Origin of the sequence: Azospirillum sp. HJ39, from assembly GCF_041507355.1 — a bacterium.
Classification (GTDB): Bacteria; Pseudomonadota; Alphaproteobacteria; order Azospirillales; family Azospirillaceae; genus Azospirillum; species Azospirillum thiophilum.
The window spans coordinates 786,898-803,506 of sequence record NZ_CP167905.1 but is presented as its reverse complement, the minus strand read 5'-3'; the positions used below and the strand labels follow the sequence as shown (position 1 = coordinate 803,506).

Sequence of the window (16,609 nt, the reverse complement as noted above, 5' to 3'; positions counted from 1 at the left end):
TCCCCGGTCCGCGGCAGGTCAGGAATTGTCGGGCTCGTTGTTGTAGAGGGCGTACCAGCCCAGTCCCGACGGCTTGCCCCCGGATTCGGGGTTTCCGAACAGGTAGAAGAGGGTGGAGCCGCTCGGCGGGATCTTGAGCAACCCGAGAAAGCGCAGGGCGATGTCGGTCAGCATCAGCAGGAACGACGACTGGTCCGGGTCATAGGCCAGCCAGATCTGGTTGACCGACAGCTTCAGCACATTCTGCAGGCTGATCAGCTTGGCTCCGCCGCCGGTGCCCGGCAGCTGGATGCCGACCATGGCGTTGTAGGAGTCCGTCCCGCTGCCGTCGGTGGACCATACGGTCAGCAGTTGGGAGGTCAGCTTGGCCTTGCCGGCCAGCGCGCCCGGCGTTCCCATGTCCAGCCGGTAGCTCAGCCCGTACCATTCCGCGCCGCCGACACCCCTGAACACCGCATCGGGGATCACGGTCAGCCAGTTCGACGCTTCGGGCGCGGCGTCGGCGCTGCCGGAGGTCAGCCCGTTCAGGGTCAGGGCGAAGTTGGTGTAGAGGCATCCCGGCCGGGGCGTGCTGGTCACGATGTCGAAGGTGATCTGGTCGGTGACGAAGCGGAAATCGGTCATGGTCGGCGTCGCCGCCGGCGAGGTCAGCTGCAAGCCCAGATTCGCATAGTGCAGTCCCTGGCGCAGACTGTCCTGGCCGTCCGGGCTGCCGAAGGAGAACACGTCGAAGGGTATGCCTTCCGCCGTCCGCACCAGCTTGAAATCGAGATAGCCGCTGAAGCTGAACAGGCTTTCGAGGATGCCGGTCTGTGTTCCGTCATCGACCGTGCTCATCTGCGCGGAGTCGATTTCGACCTTGTTGAAGACGTTGTTGTCGAAATAATAGGTGGTGGTGTAGAGCGCCCCCATGCTGTAGATGGGCGTGCCGTTGTTGTTGACGTAGGTTCCCTTCAGGATGACGGCGTTGGCATCGTTGCCGCCATCCGCGCCCATCCGTTCGACCGGCATGCCGAACAGGGAATTGAGCGTCACCTGGGCATAGCTCTGGAACAGCTTGACCGCGGTGTTCTCGAACAGCACCCGCAGCGTCAGCACCCGGAAATCGTAATCCGCCCCCTCGGCGACCGGCACCGGGGTGACGGTCTGCCCTGCGGCGGGCGCGATATAGTCCGGATCCTCGTAATAGATCAGCCCGAACATCGAACTGGACGACGACAGGGCGATGCTGGTGGCCGCGGGGTCGTTCGCGACCGGGCTGACCTCGATGCCCAGATGGTGCGCCATGAACGCGCCGGGATCGGTGATTCCCGCCGCCAGACCGGCAAGGTCGGACGGCAGGCCGCAATCCATCGCCAGGATCAGGATGCCGGTCCAGTCGGGATTGCGCGCGATCGCATTGAAGGTGCCGAAATACTCGGTATCGGCCTGTTCGCTGGCGGCCTGGAAATAGGAGCGCAGCCAGGTCGACAGCACCGGCAGTTCGGCCGGATCCGGCGGGCCGGGCGGCAGCGAGCCGTCGGCCGGGTCGAGATCGCTCGGTGCGGCGAAATCGGTGGCCATCGTCCATTTGTCCTGTGAGGACACCAGGCTCGCCGATTTGGTCGCGTCGGAGGAGGGATCGTAGAGCGCGCCCTTGCAGCCCTTGACGATGATCACGTTGCTGTAGTCGTTATAGGAATTGTAGCCGACATTGGCGGTCAGCAGCCAATCGCCGATGGTCATGCCGTTCAGGAACCGGGGGCCGGAGGCATCGGGATCCGTGCTGCCCAGCCGGGTGGCGTTGGCGATCACCAGGAACAGATCCCCGGTGGAGAAGGCCTGCTGCAGGTCTGAGCCGGGTTGCAGGAAGGCCAGCGTGCCGTTGCTTGCCGCCGCCAGGTTGCTGCCGAGAAGGATTTCCTCCCAGCTGCCATCCGCCGCCAGCGTCACCAGCTGCCCGGACGGGGTGGTGACCACATCCTGCCCGGCCCCGGCCGCCAGTGCGGCTATCCTGCCGCCGCGGGACAGGGAAGCCGATTTGAAGAAGGACGGTTTGACGGCGGCAGCCTTCAGGGCGGTGCTGCCGCCGGTATCGCCGATCGCCGACCGCCGCGTCGCGGCCAGCACCTGGCTTTCGAAGCTGGCGATCTGGCTGGCGTCGAAGCTGACGACGCCGTCGCCGGCCCTGGCCAGGGTGTAGGGGGCGAGCGGAAACGGGCTGGTCGCGGCGGGAAGCGCCACAGCCGGATCCATGGCGCCGAACAGGCTGGGGTAGGAGGCGTAGATCACCGGGTCGCGGCCCAGCAGCGGCGATCCCTTGGGCTGGGCGACATAGGGCACCGGCCCGTCGCCCTGCGCCGCAACCACCGTCGCCCAGGAGGTGACGAAGCCGCTTTCCAGCAGCGGCGCCGATGGATCGGTCGGTGCCGACACCGGCGAGGCTGCCGGAAACGGGAAGCGGGGTGCCAGGGCCGCCTTTCCGGTCTCGAACCACAGCCGGTCGCCGGCCTGGCTGTCGCTGCGTATCTGGAAGTCGATGTATTCGGTTCCCAGCAGCCCGCCGATCATGCCCAGCGTCCGGCTGTCCGGCGGGGCGTCGGGAACCGCGAGTTCATAGGCGCCGGCCGGCGCCGCCTGGAAACTGGTGGGGCCGACGCGGTCGGGCTGGCATCCCGGATTGAAGACGAGATAGGCGGTGTCGGGATTTTCGTCGACCTGCCCCGGAACGGGATAGAGCCAGACCGGCAGGCCGGTGGTGGTGGCGAATCCCGATGCCAGGGCCACCGGGACCGAGGGTTGATTCAGGATCTCGCCTGAAAAGGCAACCGTGGTGCGCGCCGGAAGAAAGGCGTTCGTGGGATCGCTGGGATCGATGGCGATGTGGAAGCCGATCATGTCGCCCGAACTGGGCAGATTGCCGACGGCAAAAGGCAGCCACAGGGCTGTCACCGCCGAAACATCGGCGTCGCTGGAAGGAAAGGCGTATTGGAAGCCCCAGTTCCAGGCGTCGTACAGGGATTGGCGCTGGATGAAGCTGTCGAACCGCAAGGTGCCGCGCAGCGTTCCGTCGCAGGGCAACCGTGCGTTCGGACTCCGGGTGCTGTTCGGCTGGGCGGACCCTTGGAACGCGGCGTTGGCATTGGTCAGGGACAGCGTCGTCCCGTCCAGGCTCACCGTCATGCCGCCGGTCAGGGTCAGGGACAGCGACGGCACGATCCGGGCGGCAAGCGGTCCCCCCACATCCCCCGCCGGGCTGAGACTCATGATGGCGCAGGTCGATGGGCTGATGGCGGCCGGGTCGGTCAGCCAGACGAAGCCGCGGGAATCCTGGGACTGGGCGAGGGCGCCGGCGATCGCCGCCACGAAGCTCTCGGCGGTGGCGGCGGTGATGTTCGGATCGCCGGCGGAATAGACGAAGCTGCCCTGGAAGGCCGCGGATGACAGCGCGTCCTGCAGGCCGATGCCGTCGGGGAAGGTGGTGCAGCCGGCCGGCAGCACGTAATAGAAGAAACCGGCTCCCGGTTGGGCGGTGTAGAGCCGGTCGGTATAGAGCTTGGTGAAGAAATCCATGGGCGCTCTCCGGTCGTGGCGGGGTCGAGGAAACGCCCGGCAGGCCGCCTCCCGGGGAGGAGGAGGCCTGCCGGACCGATCCCGTGAACGGTAGAACCTGCGTCCGCCGGAGAACCGGACAGGATCAGATCTGGAAGGTCACGGTCGCCGCCATGCTGGTCAGCACGCTCGCCGCCGGAGTGGAGGCATTCCAGCCGGAGGTGAACAGGGCTGCGGTGTAGGTGGCGCCGCGGCCGAGGCTGATGCCGTTGATGAAGGCGATGCCGCTGGACGAGGTGGAGGTGATGGCGGCGGCGCCGGCCGTCGGTGCCGAGGTGTAGGAGGCCAACGTGCCGTTCCACAGGCCGACCCAGGCGCCGTTGGTGCTGGGCATGTCGCCCACCGGCAGGGCGTAATTGAGGTTGAGATTGTTGGAGCCGTTGGAGTTGTAGGACAGCGAGCCCGGGGTATAGGTGACGGGGCCGGAACCGGGGGGCAGGAACGCGGTCGAGCAGGCGTTGCCGTAGGTCTGCGCCGGCGTCGTCAACTGCTTGCCGACTGCGAAGGTGACGACATAGCCGTTGACGTTCAGCGAGGTGACGGGGAAAGTGACCGAACCGGCCTGGGTGTTTCCACCGACCGGCGTCGTGTTCTGGGCAGTCTGATTGTAAGGGATGACGCCCTGGTTGTCCTGCCAGATCGCCAGGTAGTTGCCATAGGTCTGCGGCATGTTGCCCGACAGGGTATTGTAATCGACCTGAAGGAGGGTATCGCTCAAAAGAGTCAGGACCAGGGTGTTCTGGGCGCTCGAAATAATCGTTGCCATGTGGCCGTCCTCAATTGTGGAGCAGGAATCTTCCTGCTGGTTGTCGGCAGGGAAATCCTGCCTGGGTCCGCGCCCTGACTATTCGGTGGGCGCAGATTACGGTGTGTCGTCACTGTGTGTTGGCGCGGCTGGCGGCCTGGAAGACCAGCATTGCCGCGGCCAGGGTGGTGTCGGGTGCCGGAGTGCCGCCGGCGCTCCAGGCTTCGGCGCAGCCCGGCGGGGGTTTGCCGGTCGATGCCGGAACTGCCGGCCCGGTGAAGTAGACCAGCGTGTAGGTCTCTCCCGCCCCCAGCGACAGGCCGTTCATGGCGACCGTGCCGAGATTGGCGTCGGTGGCCACATCGGCGCAGGCCAGGGGTTTGAAGGGGTTGTAGGGCGACATTTGTCCCGGCCAGATGCCGATCCAGTTCCCATAGCTGGATGGCAGGTATCCCGGCAGCGTCGCATAGCGCACGGCAACCGCCTCCGCGGTCAGGCTGGCGAGCGACATGGTCACGGAATTTCCCGCCGGAGCCGGGGCGGCACCGGAGTCGTTGTCGGAACCGGTGTCGGGCGGGATCGGAACCGAGGCCGCGACGGTGGATGTGTTCGGCCCAGTGCCGTATCCGATCACATAATCGAGATTGGTCAGCGTGAAGCCGCTGAGCACCACCGAACCGGAATCCGTGTCCTGGGGGATCGTGATCCGCGACAGCGGTGGCGCCTGCCACGGGATCATGCGCCCTTGCCAGATTGCCAGGAAATTGCCGTAGGTCTTTGGCCGATTGGCCGGCAGGGACCGGTATCCGACGGTCGCCGTTTCGCTGGTTACGTTGAGAATCGACAATTTGATGACGGAACTGTCGGGTGCGACGGTCGTCCCGCCGCTGGCACTGGCGTGGGCGACGCAGCCATAAACCGCAAATAATAGAATAGCGAGAAATGGTTTTGCCATTATTATCGCCCTTGGCTTATATGCGGAATATATAGCCACACAGGATTACAAAAAGCAAGTAAATGTTATTGTTTTTAATAAATACAAGTGCATGCTATATGCCTTGTCTCTAAAGATAATTATTTTTAAAATTGATTTCCAGTGTGTGGATTATTTTTGAATTCAGCGATTTTTCGCTCAGATTCAAATCTGTGTTTCTGAGGATTCCGCCATGGCCGTCGCAGCATCCGGGGATATTGGGGATGGCGGCGTCGTCGTTGTCGCTGCGGTTTCCGGCAGGCCGGCGCCTGCCGAAGGGGCAGGTCGCCGTCCATCTGTGGGCGGAGTTCAGAAAATCCGCTTGGGTCCGAATCGCTTCGGCCGGCCGGAAGGAGGCGGCCGGCCGATCCTGAGGGAGGAGCGCCGGGTCAGGTGCCCTGGCGGTCCAGCAACCGGTTCACCGTGTCGCGGTCGGGCAGCGAGGGGATGGCGCCGGGGGAGGTGGTGGTCAGGGCGCCGGCGGCGTTGGCGAAGCGGCAGATGGTGCGCAGGCGGTCGGGTGTGAAGGCGGTGCCGGTATCCTCCAGAATGCCGCTCAGCAGTGCCGCGACGAAGGCGTCGCCGGCACCGGTGGTGTCGACCGTCGCCACCGCGATGCCCGGCACATGGCCGCTGGTCTCGCGGGTCAGGAAACTGCAGCCGTTGCGGCCGTGCGTCACCACCAGCAGCCGCAGGCCGTCGTGCCACAGGGTCCGGCCGCCCGCGTCCGGTTCCGCCGTGCCGGTCAGGAACTCCAGTTCCTCGTCGCTGAGCTTGACGATGCCGGCGGCGGCGATGCCCTGGCGGATCATGCCGGCGGCGGTGTCGCGGTCCGGCCAGAGCGACAGGCGCAGGTTGGCATCGAAGGAAACCAGCAGCCCGTGACGGCGGGCCGTCTCCACCGCCAGCAGGCTTGCATCCCGCGCCGCCGGGTCGATCAGCCCGATCGAGCCGGAATGCAGCAGCCTGGCCGCCGCGACGGCCTCAAGGTAGAGGTCGGCGGAGGAAAAGCCGGCCATCGGCTCGCCATAGAACAGGAACTCCCGCTCTCCCGCCTCGTCGAGGGAGACGAAGGCGACGGGGGTCTTGGCGTCCGGCGCGAGGCGCAGGCGACGGACATCGACGCCGGCATCGGCGAGCGACCGGGCAAGGAACCGGCCGAACCCATCCGCCGCCGTGCGGCCGAGGAAGGCACTGTTCACACCCAGCCGGGCCAGCCCGACCGCGACATTGGCCGGCGCCCCGCCCGGCGCCGGCTCGAAGGCACCGATGACGCCGGGGCGAAGGCCGGGGCCGGCGGGCATGAAGTCGATTAGGACCTCGCCCATGCAGATCGCATCGGGCAGGGCAGCGGGCAGGGAGGCGGGGACGCTGTCGCCTTGCGGCAAAGCGGTCATGGCTGGCTGTCCTTTGCGATGTGTTCCGTCGGCGGAGGCGTCGACCGTCACGGCGTTCCGCCGGCATAGCGGGCGAGGACCGTCCGGGCGCCCTCGGCCCAGAGCGAATTCAGCGCTGCGGTGAAGGCGTCGCGGAACGGCTGCGCCTGCCCGACGTCGCCATAGACCTCCTCCATGTCGAGCCAGGCCGCCGGTTCGCTGCGGGCCTGGCGGGCGACGGCGGCCAGGCGGTCCCAGTTGGGATCGTTGGGCTCGATCGCCTCACCGCCCTCGGTCTCGCCGTAGCAGTAGCGGCACCACAGGGCCGATTCCAGCGCCAGCCCTTCGATGCCGGCACCCGCCTTCAGCCGGTCGGCGATCGACGGCACGATGAATTTCGGCTGGCGGTTGGAACCGTCGAGGCAGAGGCGGCGGATGGTGTCCTTGATCTTGGGATTGGCGAAGCGCCGCTCGATGATGCCGAAATAGGCGTCCAGGTCGGTGCCGGGCACCGGCGGAACGGTGGGGATGATCTCTTCCCGCTCGATTTTTTGCAGGAAGGCGCGGATCAGCGGCGTTTCCATCGCCTCATGGGCGAAGGTGATGCCGAGCAGCCCGGCCGGGTAGGCGATCACCGCATGCCCGCCGTTCAGGATGCGGATCTTCATCGTCTCGAAGGGCGTGACGTCGGGGACGAACTGCACGCCGACCGCCTCCAGCGCCGGGCGGCCGGATGAGAAGCGGTCCTCCAGCACCCATTGGGTGAAGTCCTCGCAGAACACCGGCCAAGCGTCGCCGATCCCGAAGTCGCGGGCCAGGCTGTCGCGCTCCTGCTCGCCGGTGGCCGGCGTGATGCGGTCGACCATGCCGTTGGGGAAGGCGACGGCCTCGGCGATCCAGGCGGCGAGCTCCGCGTCGATGGCCCGGGCGATGCCGAGCACGGCGTTGCGGGTGACGACGCCGTTGTGGGGGATGTTGTCGCAGGACATGACGGTGAAGGGCGCGGTGCCGGCGCTACGGCGGCGGGCCAGCCCGGCGACGATCAGGCCGAAGACGGTGGTGGGCTTGCCGGGTGCCGCGATGTCGGCACGGATGGCGGGATGGCCGGCATCGAAGGCGCCGGAGGCATCGATGTAGTATCCCCCCTCCGTCACCGTCAGCGAGACGATGCGGATCGCCGGATCGGCCAGCTTGTCGACGATGGCGTCGGCATCGCCGACCGGCAGCATTCCGACCATGGCGCCGGTGACGCGGGCGAGGCTCTGCGCGCCCGATTGCTCGACGACGGTGGTCAGCCAATCCTGCCCTTCCAGGGCATCGCGCATCCGCTGGTCCGACGGCATCACGCCGGCGCCGAGGATCGCCCAGTCATGGTCGCGGCCCTGGCCGAACAGGCTGTCGAGATAGACCGCCTGATGGGCGCGGTGGAAGTTGCCGATGCCGAAATGAAGGATGCCGGCGGACAGCGCGGAACGGTCGTAGGCCGGCACCGTGGCGCGGGCGGCAACGGCCGGAAGGGTGGCGGCGGAAAGGGGGATGGTCATGGCGGTGTTCCTGCGGGAAATCGTAGGGGCGGGAGAGGGACGGTTTCAGCTCATCCAGTTGCCGCCGTCGACGTTGTAGGTCTGGGCGACGATGTAGTCGGCCTCGGCGCTGGCGAGGAAGATCGCCATGCCGGTCAGATCCTCCGCCCGGCCCATGCGGCCGAAGGGCACCGCCTCGCCGACCATCCGCTTCTTCTCGCCCGGCTTCAGCCCTTCATGTCTGGCGAAGAGGGCGTCGACCCCGTCCCAATGCTCGCCGTCCACCACGCCGGGGGCGATGGCGTTCACGTTGATGCGGTGCTTGATCAGGTCCAGACCCGCCGACTGGGTCAGGCTGATGACCGCCGCCTTGGTCGCGCAATAGACGCCGACCAGCGGCTCGCCGCGGCGGCCGGCCTGGGAGGCCATGTTGATGATCTTGCCTCCGCGTCCCTGCGCGATCATCCGCCGTGCCACCGCCTGCAGCGTGAACAGCGTGCCGGCGACGTTGATCGAGAACAGCCGCTCGTAGCTGTCGCGGGTGATCTCGACGATGGGTGCCAGGTCGAAGAGGGCGGCGTTGTTGACCAGGATGTCGATGCCGCCGGCCCGCTCCACCACCCGGGCGACCGCGGCGTCGATGGAGGATTGGTCGGTGACGTCCAGTTCCACCGCATAGGCGCCGGGGCCGATCTCCGCCGCCGCCCGTTCGGCCGCCGCCAGATTGATGTCGGCGATGGCGACGGTTGCGCCCTCGCCGGCATAGGCGGCGGCGAAAGCGCGGCCGATGCCGCGGGCGGCGCCGGTGACGATGGCCGATTTGCCGTCGAGACGTCTCATGGGATTCTCCTGGGGTTTCAGGCCTTTCATGCCACTTTCGCGCCTGGGACCGGCGATGACAGGGCGTTCCCCTGGGCATCGAAGCGATGCAGCTTTTCGGTTTGCGGCGTCAGCCACACGGTGTCGCCGTGGCGCACCGGGAATTCGCCGCCGGCCCGTGCGACCATCGTTCCGATGCCGTCGACCTGCACATAGACGAAGGTGTCGGAGCCCAGATGTTCCGACACGGTGACGGTGCCGGACCAGCGGCCGGACTCCGTGGACAGGACGAGGTGTTCGGGACGGATGCCGACGCAGTCGGCGCCGTCGCCGCGCGCGGCCTCGCCCTCGATGAAGTTCATGCGGGGGGAGCCGATGAAGCCGGCGACGAAGCGGTTGCGCGGCCGGCTGTAGAGGTCGATGGGCGAGCCCACCTGTTCGATCCGGCCGGCGTTCAGCACCACGATCTTGTCGGCCATGGTCATGGCCTCCACCTGATCGTGGGTCACATAGATCATGGTGGTGCCGAGGCTGGCGTGCAGTTCGGAGATTTCCAGGCGCATGTTGACGCGCAGCGCCGCGTCCAGGTTCGACAGCGGCTCGTCGAACAGGAAGGCGGTCGGCTCGCGCACGATGGCGCGGCCGATGGCGACGCGCTGGCGCTGGCCGCCCGACAGCTGGCCGGGGCGGCGGTCGAGATAGTTGGTGAGGTTCAGCACGTTGGCCGCCGCCTCGACCTTGCGGTCGATGGCGGCCTTGTCCATCCGGGCCATCTTCAGCGGGAAGGCGATGTTGTTGCGCACGGTCATGTGCGGGTAGAGGGCGTAGGACTGGAACACCATCGCCAGCCCGCGCTGGGCGGGCGGCAGGGCGGTGGCGTCCTTGCCGTCGATGCGGATGGTGCCGGACGACACGTCCTCCAGCCCGGCGATCAGGCGCAGGAGCGTGGACTTGCCGCAGCCCGACGGGCCGACGAACACCACGAACTCGCCGTTGCCGATGGTCAGGTCGAGCGGCGGGATGACGGAGACGTCGCCGAAGCTCTTGGTGACGCGGTCGAGCGTGATCTGTCCCATGGAAGGTCCTCCTACTTCACGGCGCCGAAGGTCAGGCCGCGCACCAGCTGCTTCTGGCTGAACCAGCCGAGAACCAGGATCGGCGCGACCGCCATGGTCGAGGCGGCCGACAGTTTGGCGTAGAACAGCCCCTCCGGGCTGGAGTAGCTGGCGATGAAGGCGGTCAGCGGGGCCGATTGCGAGGCGGACAGGTTCAGCGTCCAGAAGGCCTCGTTCCACGCCAGGATGACGTTCAGCAGCAGGGTGGAGGCGATGCCGGGCACCGCCATCGGCAGCAGCACATGGATGAGTTCCTGCCGAAGGCCGGCGCCGTCCATCCGAGCGGCCTCCAGGATCTCGCCCGGGATTTCGCGGAAATAGGTGAACAGCATCCAGACGATGATCGGCAGGTTGATCAGCGTCAGCACGATCACCAGCCCGATCCGGGTGTCGAGCAGCCCGAAATCGCGGAACAGCAGGTAGATCGGGATCAGCACGCCGACCGGCGGCAGCATCTTGGTCGACAGCATCCACATCAGCACGTCGCGCGTCCGCCTGCCCGGCACGAAGGCCATCGACCAGGCGGCGGGAACGGCGACCAGCAGGCCGATCAGCGTCGACCCCACCGAGATCACGACCGAGTTCCAGAAATGCAGGAAATAGTCGGAGCGCGACTGCACCTCGGCATAATTCTCCAGCGTCCAGTCGAAGGCGAGGAAGGAGGGCGACGAGGCCACGGCCTCGGCCTCGGTCTTGAAGCTGGTCAGGGCGGTCCACAGGATGGGGAAGAAGATCGCGATCCCGATGGACCAGGCGAGCAGGGTCAGGCCCAGCTTGCGGTGGTTGGTTGCGGCGCGCGCCATGGCTCAGATGTCCAGATTGCGGCCGATCATCCTCATCAGGAAGACGGCGACGAGGTTGGCGAGGACGACGGCGACGATGCCGCCAGCGGAGCCGCCGCCGACATCGAACTGCAGCAGCGACTGGGCATAGACGAGATAGGTGATGTTGGTGGTCGAGGTGCCCGGCCCGCCGTTCGTCGTCACCAGGATCTCGGCGAAGACCGACAGCAGGAAGATGGTCTGGATCAGCGTCACCACCGTCATCGCGCGGGCGAGATGGGGCATGATGATGTGGATGAAGCGGTCGACCGCGCCGGCGCCGTCCATCTCGGCCGCTTCCAGCCGCTCGCGGTCCAGCGACTGCAGCGCGGTCAGCAGGATCAGCGTCGCGAAGGGCAGCCACTGCCACGTCACGATCAGGATGATCGAGGACAGCGGCGCTTCCGCCAGGAAGTCGAAGGGCTGCAGCCCGAGCCCCTTGGCGATGGCGGCGAACAGGCCGTTCACCGGGTTCATCAGCATGTTCTTCCACACCAGCGCCGACACGGTGGGCATGACGAAGAAGGGGGCGATGACCAGCAGGCGGACGATTCCCCGCCCCCAGAAGGGCTGGTCGAGCAGCAGGGCCAGCCCGATCCCGCCGGCGATGGTCAGAACCAGCACCCCGCCGACCAGCGCCAGCGTGTTGCCGAGCGCGGCGAAGAAGGCGGGATCGGTCAGGAAATACTGGTAGTTGAGCGTGCCGATCCACTCCTCCGTCCCTGGCATCAACAGGTTGAAGCGCAGGAAGGAGAAATAGAGCGTCATCGCGAGCGGGATCAGCATCCAGCCGAGCAGCAGGACGACGGCCGGAGCCATCGTCAGGCGCGCGGCTGTACGCGAATGGGCGGTGGCCATGGCTCGACCCTTGGGTGGCGGTGTTGCGGGGCGCGGTCAGGCGTGACCGGCGAAACGGCCCGGCCGGCTACATCACGTAATCGGCCGGGCCGGTGCCGGTTACTTGATGTAGCCGGCCTTGGTCATTTCGCGGGTGGCCAGCGACTGCGCGCTCTGCAGGGCCTGGTCGGCCGTCATCTGGCCGGCCAGCGCCGCGGAGAAGGACTGGCCGACGGCGGTGCCGATGCCCTGGAATTCCGGGATCGCAACGAACTGCACGCCGGTGTAGGGGACCGGCTGCACCGTCGGGTGCTGCGGGTCGGCAGCCTGGATCGACTTCAGGGTCAGGTCGGCGAAGGGCGCCGCCTTGCGGTACTCGGCGTTGGCGTAGAGCGAGCTGCGGGTGCCGGGCGGGACGTTGGCCCAGCCCTCTTCCTTGGCGACGAGGTCGAGATATTCCTTGGAGGTCGCCCAGGAGATGAAGGCCTGCGCAGCGTCGCCCTTCTTGCTGCTGGCCGGGATCGCGAGGTTCCAGGCCCACAGCCAGTTGGAGCGCTTGCCGAGACCGGTGTCGGGGGCCAGTGCATAGCCGACCTTGTCGGCGACCTTGCTCTGCGCCGGGTTGGAGACGAAGGACGCGGCGACGGTGGCGTCGATCCACATGGCGCATTTGCCGGTCTGGAACAGCGCCAGATTCTCGTTGAAGCCGTTGGAGGAGGCGCCCGGCGGGCCGGCGTCCTTCATCAGGCCGAGATAGGTGGTCAGCGTCTTCTTCCACGCATCGGTGTTGAACTGCGGCTTCCACTGCATGTCGAACCAGCTGGCGCCGAAGGAGTTCGCCATGGCGCTGAGGAAGGCCATGTTCTCGCCCCAGCCGGCCTTGCCGCGCAGGCAGATGCCGTAGACTTCGTTCTTCTTGTCGGTCAGCTTGCGCGCGGCGTCGGAGACGAAGGCCCAGGTCGGCGCTTCCGGCATGCTAAGGCCGGCCTTCTCGAACAGATCCTTGCGGTACATGATCATCGAGCTTTCGCCGTAGAAGGGCGCGGCATAGAGCGTGCCGTCGATGGTCAGGCCACTGCGGATGGAGGGCAGCAGGTCGTCCACGTCATAGTTGGAGCCCAGCTTGTCCAGCGGCATCAGCCACTTCTGCTTGCTCCAGATCGGCACTTCGTAGGTGCCGATGGTGAGGATGTCGTACTGGCCGCCCTTGGTGGCGATGTCGGTGGTGATGCGCTGGCGCAGGACGTTCTCTTCCAGCGTCACCCAGTTCAGCGTGATGTCCGGATGGGCCTTGGTGAAATGCTCCGCCAGCTTCTGCATGCGGATCATGTCGCCGTTGTTCACCGTGGCGATGGAGATCGTTTCCGCCTGCACCGAGGTGCCGAGGAGAGCGGCGACCGCCGCACCGATCAGGGATAGCGCGCGTTTCATGGTGTTTCCTCCCGATTGTCCTGCCCGGCCGCGCCTGGGGCACGCGTCTGCGAGACAGGGCTGGCCGCCCGCCGGTTCGCGGGTGGCGTCTCCCAGGTCCGAAGCCGATATCCGAAGCCTGTGTCCGCAGTCGTGCACGGCATTGGTTTGTATGGCTCACGAACACTATGGCGCAGATCGGCGGAGGGTGCAATATATAAATCATATTGATTTTGATATTGCGCCGTTCCCTGATCGAGATCGTCATGGCGTCTCGATGCCGGTCGGTCCGTGGATGGTACATCGGTCGGAAAAATGCAGGAAATCTCCGGTTCCCGGGGCTGGCGCACCCATCCGATCGGATAGCGGCCTTGCCCCGTCGGTACGCCTCTTGCTAGGCTGATTCGCTGGCCTGAATGCAAAGCTCCTTCCGTCACCTTTCTTCGGCAGTCATTAAATAAATCACTTTGATTTTGTTACTATGGCTTGCTATACGGATTGTTGATCGAATTCGTGAGCGGGGGCGGCGAGAGCATGCGGGGCGGCGACACCACCGGGCTGCGTGCCTACAACGAGCGGCTGGTCATGCATGCGCTGTTGCAGACCGGTATGCTGTCCAAGGCGGAAATCGCGCGCGAAACCGGGCTCAGCGGCCAGGCGGCCTCGGTGATCGTCAACCGCCTGCTCGAAGACGGGCTCCTGGTCAAGCTGGACAAGGTGCGCGGCCAGGTCGGGCAGCCCTCCACCCCCATCGCCCCCAATCCGGACGGGGCCTATTCGCTGGGGGTGAAGATCGGCCGGCGGAGCGTCGAGGCGATCCTGATCAACCTGCTGGGGGAGGAGCTGGGGGCGAGCCGCGTGCGCTATGACGCACCCCTGCCGGAGCCGACGATCGCGACGGCGATTTCCCAGGCGGCCGGTCTGCTCCGCCATCTTTCGCCGGCGGCGCGGTCGCGCGTCGTCGGCCTCGGCGTCGCCATGCCGGACGAGATCCATGCGTGGTCGGCGGAGCTTGGGCTGGCGGCCGGTGCGCTGGACGGCTGGCGCGACGCCGACATCGCCGGTGCGTTCGCCCGGGAAACCGGATTGCCGGTGACGCTCTACAACGATGCGGCGGCCGCCTGCGCGGCGGAGATGATCGCCGGCCATGCCATCACCAGGCGCAGCGCGCTCTACATCTATCTCGGCACCTTCATCGGCGGCGGCGTGGTGATCGACGGGCGCCTCTATCGCGGCGAACAGGGCAATGCCGGTGCCATCGGCTCGATGCCCACCGGCCTGGCCGCTCCGGGGTCGCCGCCGGGACAGCTTATCCACAGCGTGTCCATCTTTCTGTTGGAGCGCGAACTTGCGGCCGGCGGGATCGATCCGGCGGCGGCGCTCGCCGACGGCAGCGGGGAGACGGCGAACGCCATCTTCGACGCATGGACCGATACGGCGGTCACCGACCTGTCGCGCGCCGTCGTCTCCGCGCTCAGCGTGATCGACTTCCAGGAGGTGGTGGTGGACGGTTTCCTGCCGCCGGCCTGGCGCGACCGCTTCACGCAGCGTCTGGCCCTGTCGGTGGAACATTACAACCGCTCGGGCCTGAAGACGGCCACCATCACCGCGGGGTCGATCGGACCGATGGCCCGCGTCCTGGGGGCGGCGATGCTGCCGCTGAAAGGGCGCTTCTCGCCCGACACCGACCTGCTGGTCCGGTCTGGCATGGCACGGGATCTCATGTGATCCCGACGGCCCTCGATCCCAACGGCCCTCGATCCCGACCCGTCAGGATCGAGGGCTTCGGCGGCATGGCCGCCGCCTCGTGACCGTCGGCAGGCTCCGGCGCTACAGCCCGATGAAGGGCTGCATCAGCCGGCCCATCAGTCCGGTGAAGCGCAGAGGGGCGTCGGTGGCGATCAGGCAGACGCAATCGCGGTGGCTGTCGGCGATCGGCTGGTGATGGGTATCGCCGTCGACCTCGGCAAGGTCGCCCGGGCCATAGCGGCCCAGCTCGTCGGCGAAATGGCCGCTCAACACCAAGGTCAGCTCCACCCCGCCATGGCCGTGGTGGGGCAGGGCGGTTCCCGGCGCGATGCGCAGCAATTGCGCCGCGCCGCCCGACGCGGTGCGCGGCAGCAGTTCCACCCGGCGCACGCCGGGAGCCAGCCGCTGCCACGCCAGCCCGTCCAGCGACGGCACATAGAAGCGCAGCGGGGCCGGCAGCGCCGGGTCGCCTGCGGTCCGCGCCGCCGGGCCGGGAGGTGCCGCTGCGGTGTCCTCGCGGTCCAGGCGTGCCAATGTGCCGGCCAGTGTCAGGCCGTCGAGCGGGGCGGGCGGCAGGTCATCCAGCAGGACGCCTCCGACCGCCTCCACCTCGGCGAGCGCGGCACGGCAATCCGGGCAGTGGGCGAGGTGGAGCGCCACCGCCAACGACAACCCCTCGCCCAGGCTGCCGGAACCGTAGGCCACCAGCAGCGCGTCGCTCGGATGGTGGTTCGGCAGGGTGGCGTGGCCGGCCGGGTTCTGGCCGGCGCCATCGGGGCGGGTGTTGAGGGTGAGGGCGTTGCGGGTCGTCATCGGTCGTCGTCTCCCAGCGCCTTGCGGATCTTGACCATGGCCAGACGCAGGCGCGATTTCACTGTGCCCAGCGGCACGTCCAGCCGTTCGGCGATGGCCGGATGGGCAAGGTCGGCGAAGAAGGACAGCCGGACCACCTCCGCCTGCTCCGGCGTCAGCGTCGCCAGCGCGCCGCGCAGGCGGCGGGCGCGGCGGTCGCCGTCCAACAGGTCGTCTGCACGCGGGCGCCCGTCCTCATGCTCCAGCAACTCGTCGTCCGACACCTCCGGATGCCGTTCGCGGCGCAGCGCGTCGATGCGCAGGTTGCGGGCGATGGTGAACACCCAGCTTGCCGGCTCCGCCCGCGCCGGGTCGTAGAGCGACGCCTTGCGCCACACCGTCAGCATGGTGTCCTGCGCCAGATCCTCGGCCTTCTGCGCCGGCATGCCGAGCTTCAGCATGTAGGCCTTCACCCGTGGAGCGAAATGGGCGAACAGCCGGCCGAAGGCCGCCCGGTCGCCGGCCGCCGCCACAGCGGCCAGATCGGCCGCCAGATCGGCAGCGAGCACGTTCGCGACCCTGGCAGCCGAAGGCTGGGAGCCACCCGGATCGGGGCCGACGGTCGGCGATATCATGGAGGCAAGCGAGGCGATCATGGCCGCATTACGGTGAGGCCGGCGCTTCGGATCACCCCCCGCGGTGCTTTTCGCCCCTGCTTTCCGCCCCTGCCTTTCACGGGGGTGCTCCGCGGCGCCGGCAAAATCGCAAAAGCGTGACCCTGGCGTGATCCGATGGTGGTACGGCACCGTATTCCGATGCACAACCTGGACACTCGAGCCAGGCAAGACAACCCAAGAC

The 16,609-nt window shown here is 67.2% G+C and carries 13 protein-coding genes; 1 reads left to right on the top strand and 12 read right to left on the bottom strand.

Features of this window, described 5'->3' with window-relative positions:
• Window positions 1-18: 18 nt before the first annotated feature.
• From ABMY26_RS04205 to ABMY26_RS04160, 10 genes are all read right to left on the bottom strand, one after another.
• Window positions 19-3,552 carry a hypothetical protein gene (locus tag ABMY26_RS04205; protein WP_372394244.1) on the bottom strand — a complete coding sequence of 1,178 codons (3,534 nt, stop codon included), beginning with the start codon at window positions 3,550-3,552 and terminating at the stop codon, window positions 19-21.
• A gap of 124 nt (window positions 3,553-3,676) precedes the next feature.
• Entirely contained in the window at window positions 3,677-4,357 is a 681-nt protein-coding gene (locus tag ABMY26_RS04200) for a hypothetical protein (protein ID WP_372394241.1), read from the bottom strand.
• A 109-nt stretch (window positions 4,358-4,466) separates the two neighbouring features.
• Window positions 4,467-5,291 carry a hypothetical protein gene (locus ABMY26_RS04195; protein WP_372394239.1) on the bottom strand — a complete coding sequence of 275 codons (825 nt, stop codon included), beginning with the start codon at window positions 5,289-5,291 and terminating at the stop codon, window positions 4,467-4,469.
• A 407-nt stretch (window positions 5,292-5,698) separates the two neighbouring features.
• Complete coding sequence (locus tag ABMY26_RS04190) at window positions 5,699-6,706, bottom strand: PfkB family carbohydrate kinase (RefSeq protein ID WP_372394237.1); 1,008 nt, start codon at window positions 6,704-6,706, stop codon at window positions 5,699-5,701.
• 47 nt (window positions 6,707-6,753) lie between these two features.
• On the bottom strand, window positions 6,754-8,229 hold the full coding sequence (locus ABMY26_RS04185; RefSeq protein WP_372394235.1) for a mannitol dehydrogenase family protein: 1,476 nt from the start codon (window positions 8,227-8,229) through the stop codon (window positions 6,754-6,756).
• A gap of 45 nt (window positions 8,230-8,274) precedes the next feature.
• Window positions 8,275-9,048: an L-iditol 2-dehydrogenase gene (locus ABMY26_RS04180; RefSeq protein WP_372394234.1), complete on the bottom strand. Its 774-nt coding sequence runs from the start codon at window positions 9,046-9,048 to the stop codon at window positions 8,275-8,277.
• Window positions 9,049-9,074: 26 nt separating this feature from the next.
• Window positions 9,075-10,103, bottom strand: a complete 1,029-nt coding sequence (locus tag ABMY26_RS04175; RefSeq protein ID WP_372394233.1) for an ABC transporter ATP-binding protein — start codon at window positions 10,101-10,103, stop codon at window positions 9,075-9,077.
• An 11-nt stretch (window positions 10,104-10,114) separates the two neighbouring features.
• Window positions 10,115-10,945 carry a carbohydrate ABC transporter permease gene (locus tag ABMY26_RS04170; protein WP_372394232.1) on the bottom strand — a complete coding sequence of 277 codons (831 nt, stop codon included), beginning with the start codon at window positions 10,943-10,945 and terminating at the stop codon, window positions 10,115-10,117.
• A gap of 3 nt (window positions 10,946-10,948) precedes the next feature.
• Window positions 10,949-11,821: a carbohydrate ABC transporter permease gene (locus ABMY26_RS04165; RefSeq protein ID WP_372394230.1), complete on the bottom strand. Its 873-nt coding sequence runs from the start codon at window positions 11,819-11,821 to the stop codon at window positions 10,949-10,951.
• 99 nt (window positions 11,822-11,920) lie between these two features.
• Complete coding sequence (locus tag ABMY26_RS04160) at window positions 11,921-13,231, bottom strand: sugar ABC transporter substrate-binding protein (protein ID WP_372394228.1); 1,311 nt, start codon at window positions 13,229-13,231, stop codon at window positions 11,921-11,923.
• 480 nt (window positions 13,232-13,711) lie between these two features.
• On the opposite strand from ABMY26_RS04160, the gene ABMY26_RS04155 reads away from it, so the two are divergent.
• A complete protein-coding gene (locus ABMY26_RS04155; RefSeq protein ID WP_372394226.1) occupies window positions 13,712-14,938 on the top strand; it encodes an ROK family transcriptional regulator in 1,227 nt (408 codons plus the stop codon).
• Window positions 14,939-15,040: 102 nt separating this feature from the next.
• On the opposite strand, the gene ABMY26_RS04150 is transcribed toward ABMY26_RS04155, so the two are convergent.
• Window positions 15,041-15,772 carry a ChrR family anti-sigma-E factor gene (locus ABMY26_RS04150; RefSeq protein ID WP_372394224.1) on the bottom strand — a complete coding sequence of 244 codons (732 nt, stop codon included), beginning with the start codon at window positions 15,770-15,772 and terminating at the stop codon, window positions 15,041-15,043.
• Window positions 15,769-16,320, bottom strand: coding sequence for a sigma-70 family RNA polymerase sigma factor (locus tag ABMY26_RS04145; protein ID WP_372394222.1), 552 nt, complete (start codon window positions 16,318-16,320; stop codon window positions 15,769-15,771). Before ABMY26_RS04145 ends, ABMY26_RS04150 begins: the two co-directional genes overlap by 4 nt.
• Window positions 16,321-16,609: the final 289 nt, after the last annotated feature.

What these genes read in the sequence shown, in the direction of transcription:
- ABMY26_RS04165 (WP_372394230.1), bottom strand. Translation starts at nt 11,821, where the DNA reads ATGGCCACCGCCCATTCGCGTACAGCCGCGCGCCTGACGATGGCTCCG.
- ABMY26_RS04200 (WP_372394241.1), bottom strand. Translation starts at nt 4,357, where the DNA reads ATGGCAACGATTATTTCGAGCGCCCAGAACACCCTGGTCCTGACTCTT.
- ABMY26_RS04170 (WP_372394232.1), bottom strand. Translation starts at nt 10,945, where the DNA reads ATGGCGCGCGCCGCAACCAACCACCGCAAGCTGGGCCTGACCCTGCTC.
- ABMY26_RS04160 (WP_372394228.1), bottom strand. Translation starts at nt 13,231, where the DNA reads ATGAAACGCGCGCTATCCCTGATCGGTGCGGCGGTCGCCGCTCTCCTC.
- ABMY26_RS04175 (WP_372394233.1), bottom strand. Translation starts at nt 10,103, where the DNA reads ATGGGACAGATCACGCTCGACCGCGTCACCAAGAGCTTCGGCGACGTC.
- ABMY26_RS04150 (WP_372394224.1), bottom strand. Translation starts at nt 15,772, where the DNA reads ATGACGACCCGCAACGCCCTCACCCTCAACACCCGCCCCGATGGCGCC.
- ABMY26_RS04185 (WP_372394235.1), bottom strand. Translation starts at nt 8,229, where the DNA reads ATGACCATCCCCCTTTCCGCCGCCACCCTTCCGGCCGTTGCCGCCCGC.
- ABMY26_RS04180 (WP_372394234.1), bottom strand. Translation starts at nt 9,048, where the DNA reads ATGAGACGTCTCGACGGCAAATCGGCCATCGTCACCGGCGCCGCCCGC.
- ABMY26_RS04190 (WP_372394237.1), bottom strand. Translation starts at nt 6,706, where the DNA reads ATGACCGCTTTGCCGCAAGGCGACAGCGTCCCCGCCTCCCTGCCCGCT.
- ABMY26_RS04205 (WP_372394244.1), bottom strand. Translation starts at nt 3,552, where the DNA reads ATGGATTTCTTCACCAAGCTCTATACCGACCGGCTCTACACCGCCCAA.
- ABMY26_RS04195 (WP_372394239.1), bottom strand. Translation starts at nt 5,291, where the DNA reads ATGGCAAAACCATTTCTCGCTATTCTATTATTTGCGGTTTATGGCTGC.